Consider the following 5,053-nt stretch of genomic DNA (forward strand, 5'->3'; position numbering starts at 1 on the left):
AGCCCGCTCGTTAAAAGCGGGGAACTGGTGGCGTCCCCACGGGGATTCGAACCCCGGTACCTACCGTGAAAGGGTAGTGTCCTGGGCCTCTAGACGATGGGGACCCGGAATGAACTTCTCTCGAATTGCTGGTGGAGGTACGCGGGATCGAACCGCGGACCTCTTGCATGCCATGCAAGCGCTCTCCCAGCTGAGCTATACCCCCGCCCGAAAGAAGCCGGGATTATAGGGAGCCGCCTGCGTGCTGTAAAGCGCGCTGTCGGCAGCGATCCGCCGGGACCAGAGCCTGCGGCTTGCGCGATGCCGTTTTCGACGGTGTCGCGGCGACGAGCCGTGAGCGACGCGAACCAGCCACCGGCGTGGCTGTTGTTGGGTGCGGTAGCCTCGGCGGGCGGGCCGCCAAAGGAACTAGTCGTTCCCGGACATCCCCAGGCGCCCCACTCCGGGCAGCTTGAGGGCCGGCGGCGAGAGATCGATACCCAGCGACAAGCCCAGCAGGTTCAGCTCGAAGCCTTCTTCGGCGGCCACCGTCACGCCGAGCAAGCCCGCCAGCGAAAGCTGGACGCCGCCTCCGCTCGGCGCGCTGGCGAGCAGGGCGGCTTCGGGCAGATAGTCCTTGCCAATGGCCGTCGGCGGCAGGTCAAGGTGCAACTCCGGCGCTGCCCGGCCCAGGTAGGCGATAAAGGTATTGCTGTTGGGACCCGGCCACAGCCGGTATTCGTGCTGGTGCGGATAGGCCCGCGCGGCGCTGTGCAGCCTGGCGATCAGCGCATCCACGTCGGTGCCGCCGCGCACTTCCCGGAGGAGGGTCGGCGCGTTGCCGTACCAGTAGCCGTCGGCTTCTCCGCGCTGCATGCGGACCGCGTCGATGCCGCGCTGAACGCCCCAGCCAACCACTTCCAGGCGGATATAGTGGTCGGCGTGTGCCGTTTTGGTGGCGACCCAGGTATGCACCCCGAAGGCACCACGCCAGCCGAAAGCGCGCGCGGCGTAGACCTGGACAACTGCTTCCGGGGTGTGCAGTGGATCGGGGGCCTGGCCGCTGCTGTCTCGTCGCGCAGTGCGCCAGTCGCCTGGCCGGGCGTCGTCGGCGAGATGCTGGCTGACCGCCACGCCGACCGGGACGACGAACAACAGCGCCAGGGTCAGCGCCAGTCGCAGCTGCCAAGAGCCTGCAAGTCTCATCCTGAATGTCCCTTCGGCGGAGCAAAAGCTGTTGGTACCTGTCAGGCGTCGTAGGTTCGCGGCGTCGCGGTGCGTGATTGAAAGGCGCCATCCAGATCACCCTGGTGTTGGCTTGGTGTCCGACGCTGCCGCCTGACATGGCGCGTATCGGCGCTTAGAAGACGACCCCTGCCGCATCCCCTATCCCGCAGCGCGACGGTCAAAGATGGAATTGCCCCCGGCCAGCGCCAGCGTAACGCCATGATCGACAGATCGGAAGGGCAAGGCCCCGCTGCGGAAATGCGCACTCGGGACTTCGCCGACGCCCGGCCCACCCAGAACGCAGGCTTCCGGCGAGATCGGGTGTGATTGCGCGCCGGCCGGGCGGACCTGCAGGTGGTCGACCGCCGCGGCGCGGATCGCGCAGGTGTTTGTCCCGGCCGTTCGCCTGTTCGTCTACTTGCTGAACTCGTATTCGAAGACGTTTGCCGCATCATTGCTGACAGAGCCTGCGCCGTAGTATTTGTCGCCGACCTTGAACAGGTATCGGCACCACTGGTCGGTTGCGACTGACCACTCGATGATCACGCAGTAGGTCCCGTTGTCCGCCAGGTGCCAGCTTCCTTTCCCGCGCCCCGGCACTTGTTTGGTACTGCCGCGACCGTCTGAAGACGCGACGAAGGTCCCGTCGGCGCTGTTCTCCCAGAAGTGCGTACTGCCCGTCTTGGTCATTCGCTTGACCTTGGCGCCGGGGAGAAGCTCGCGCATCTCTTCAACAGTGAGCTGTTTCGCTCCTTGCGCCTTGATATCGCCAAGCTTCAGGTCGGCAGACGTTTGTCCGAAAGCCAGGGGAGTAGCAACGACGAGTGCCAAGAGAGCGGCGGCAAGCTTGTTCATGTGTTCCTCCTGAGGGCAGGGAATCAAACGGCCCCGCGGGTAGTATAGGTGGCCGTTTTCGACGTGGTCAAATGCTGATTGCGGCCGTGGCAGTCGCCGTAGGCGAACGCCCGCGAGGCCCGATTGCGCCGACCAGACCATTTTCAGTCTTGCCACGATTTCCAGGGTGCGGCACGGCGCTGGCGTCGGTCCGGGTGGCCGACGAGATGCGTGCCAGCAGCGGCCGAGTTGCGGGCTTCAGCGCCGCAGCCCGCTCGCCGGTCGTGGATCTGGCGGTGGCCCCGCCGATCAGCAGTTTGACCGTGGAGGCAGCCTCGGTGAACTAGATCTGCTGGCCGGAACCCTCAAGTGCCACCGTCAGGCACTGCTCGAAGGCCCTGACCACGCTGCGGTCGTTATCCACCGCTGGCGCCGCGGCCAGCACGGCCGCGCGCAGCGCGCTGCGCCGCTGCGGATCGCGGCATTCGCCGGCAAGGCGCGCGGCGATGGCCACGTAGTCAGCCGTCGATGAGGCGATGTTGCCTGAACATCCCGCCTTGCGCAGCAGCCCGGCGGCAAGCCGCTGGCGCATATAGGGCCCGTCGAGGGCAACGATCGGCAGGCCGCGATGCATGGCGTGCCAGGCCGTGGTGTAGCCGGAAAAAGCCGGGCAGTCAAGGAAGACGTCGCAGAGGTCGAGCAAAGCGAGGAATTTCGCCGCGGGCAGCCAGGGGATCAGCAGCAGGTGTCGAGCCGGATCGAGGCCGTGTTGGCGGAATACCGACTGCAGGCGAACCATGATCTTGTCGGTGGCCCACGGACATACCGGATCCTTCAGCAGGATGAAGACGCTGGTGCCGGTGGCGACGGCGATCTGCGCGTAGAGGACATCATCGGCGGGGTCGAACTTGATCGCCCGCTGGGCGATCACGAAACGCGGGCCGTCCATGCCCAGCAAGCTGGCCTCGACCTCCGGGATGGGCTCGGCGGCAAGCGCTACCGGCGTCGTGCAACAGCCCGTGCCGGGCAGGCGGACCAGGCGTTCGCGATAATGTGCGTCGGCATCCGGCGGCTCCAGCAGGGCGCCAGACAGAAACAGGTCGATGCTCGCCAGACCGGTGGTGATCGGGTGTCCCCAACTGGCCACTTGCAGTGGCGCGAGCCGATGCGCGGCCAGGAAATAAGAGAGCGACGACATTCCGATCTCCGGGTAGAAGATCACATCGGCACGGTCTTCGCGAGCGGCGGCCAGCCAGCCGCCGGCGTCCGATAGCGTGTGCCGGTCGCGCCAGCGATCGACCTGCGTGCGCGCGAAAGCCGTTTCCTGGTCCTCGACGTTGCCGAGGTGATAGAGAAATACCTCGAAACGCGTGCGATCCAGGTGCAGCAGCAAGCCGCGCAGGACAATGTCCCAGACCGAATGCCGGCGGACGTGATGCGAGACGACCAGCAGACGAATCCTGTCGCGATGCGGACGAACCAGCTGTTCCTGGGGTGGCAGGCATTCAGCGAGCAGGTCGGCATAGCGCGACAGCAGGGCAACGTGATTCCCGTCGCGGTAGGCCAGCAGGAAGGGCTGCTGCGCTGCCGCGAGGTCGGCCGCGCGTGGCTGCCGATGGCCATCGTCGTGCAGCCAGGCCGCCAACTCGTCGAGGGCGCGGGCGAACAAGCTCGCTGCGGCCGCTGATTCCTTGGTGCTCTGGGCGATCACCGGGAGCGCGGCGGCCGCCAACGCCAGCCTCGCGCTAGCACGGTCGGGCTGCAAGCGCAGCGCCTGACGGCAGGCTTCTGTCGCTTCGTTCGAACGCCCCAGCTCGGCCAGTACGCCACCCAGCCGTTCAAGAATTTCGGCGTTCTGCCCGCAGATCTGCAGCGCCGCCCGATAGCAGGTCTCGGCCTCGGCAAAACGGCTCTGCTCGACCAGCAGCTTCCCCAGATTGGTGCTGGCGTTGGCATACGCGGGGTTCAGTTGCAGCGCCCGGCGATAGCATCTTTCGGCGTCGACGAAAATCCCGAGTTCCTGCAGCACATTGCCCAGGTTGCCGAGCGCAGCGACGTAGTCTGGAGCAGCCTCCACTGCCATCGCAAAGCAGTCTCTCGCTTCATCAAGACGCGCCGAATCGCGCAGAATGTTGCCCAGGGAGAAATGCGCTGCAGCGTAGTCCGGGGCGAGCACGACGGCGCGACGACAGCAGCTTTCGGCTTCGCCGAGTTCCCCGAGCTCGCCCAGCGTAGCGGCCAGCGAGACCAGGGCTTCGGCGAAATCGGGGGCTGTCAGCAAGACACGGCGCAGGTGTGTCGCCGCCTCCCGATGCTGCCCCAGCAGCCGCAGCGTATCGCCAAGATTGAATTGCGCGCCGGGATTCTCGGGCTGAATGGCCAGTGCCAGGCGAAAGCAGGCGGCGGCCTCGGCGAACCGTTCCCTTTCGAGGAAAGCCCTCCCCAGGCCGGTCTGGGCTTCGAAATCGGCTGGCGAGACGATCGTTGCGCGCTGCCAGGCGAACAGGCCGTCCTTGCCCTGTGCTTGCAGTGCAGCGCCGAGCAGAGCCCAGAGGAGGCCCGATTGCGGTGGTTGCTCAACCAGACTGCGCAAGGACGATTCCAGTTCGGCATGACGGCCGGCCTTGAACATCGCCAGTAACGGCCCCGGGTCGATCGGCGTCGGCGCAAAGCCGCCCAAACAGCAGTTCTTGTATTTCCGGCCGCTGCCACATGGGCAGCTGTCGTTTCGTCCAGGTTTCATTGGCAGGCGTCGGAATGGGCGGAGCTGCTTGTGCCAGGCCGCGTTGACGGGCGGGTCGCCGCGGAAAAAGACCCGGGACGCGATGTTCAGCACCGCGCCCAGAGTACCGGAGTATATGTGGCTGCATGAAGTGGCGGCAAGCACGCAGGGCAATCGCATGAATCTTATAGAAGACCGAGTAGTTGAGCTCGGAAGGTATCGGAGGTAGCGGCGATCAGGCGCTGAACCTTGAGTCCGCCCTTGCGACGGACTGGGGCGAGGCGAAGAAGG

General features: G+C 65.9%; 3 protein-coding genes and 2 tRNA genes. All 5 read right to left on the reverse strand.

The window, feature by feature from the left end; translation table 11 throughout:
* Positions 1-28 precede the first annotated feature (28 nt).
* Positions 29-104: transfer RNA gene (locus Q1L50_RS07595), tRNA-Glu, on the reverse strand.
* Between the two features lie 25 nt (positions 105-129).
* Positions 130-205: transfer RNA gene (locus Q1L50_RS07600), tRNA-Ala, on the reverse strand.
* A gap of 203 nt (positions 206-408) precedes the next feature.
* Positions 409-1,185 carry a DUF3750 domain-containing protein gene (locus Q1L50_RS07605; protein WP_300337238.1) on the reverse strand — a complete coding sequence of 259 codons (777 nt, stop codon included), beginning with the start codon at positions 1,183-1,185 and terminating at the stop codon, positions 409-411.
* A gap of 435 nt (positions 1,186-1,620) precedes the next feature.
* The gene (locus Q1L50_RS07610; RefSeq protein WP_300337240.1) at positions 1,621-2,061 is read right to left on the reverse strand and encodes a DUF995 domain-containing protein; all 441 of its coding nucleotides are present in this window, start codon (positions 2,059-2,061) and stop codon (positions 1,621-1,623) included.
* Positions 2,062-2,383: 322 nt separating this feature from the next.
* Positions 2,384-4,783: a tetratricopeptide repeat protein gene (locus Q1L50_RS07615; RefSeq protein ID WP_300337242.1), complete on the reverse strand. Its 2,400-nt coding sequence runs from the start codon at positions 4,781-4,783 to the stop codon at positions 2,384-2,386.
* Positions 4,784-5,053 lie beyond the last annotated feature (270 nt).

Source organism: Accumulibacter sp. (genome assembly GCF_029255145.1).
Taxonomy (GTDB): domain Bacteria; phylum Pseudomonadota; class Gammaproteobacteria; order Burkholderiales; family Rhodocyclaceae; genus Accumulibacter.

Excerpts from the sequence above, each read along its gene's own strand:
- Q1L50_RS07605 (WP_300337238.1), bottom strand. The coding sequence starts at position 1,185 with ATGAGACTTGCAGGCTCTTGGCAGCTGCGACTGGCGCTGACCCTGGCG.
- Q1L50_RS07610 (WP_300337240.1), bottom strand. The coding sequence starts at position 2,061 with ATGAACAAGCTTGCCGCCGCTCTCTTGGCACTCGTCGTTGCTACTCCC.
- Q1L50_RS07615 (WP_300337242.1), bottom strand. The coding sequence starts at position 4,783 with ATGAAACCTGGACGAAACGACAGCTGCCCATGTGGCAGCGGCCGGAAA.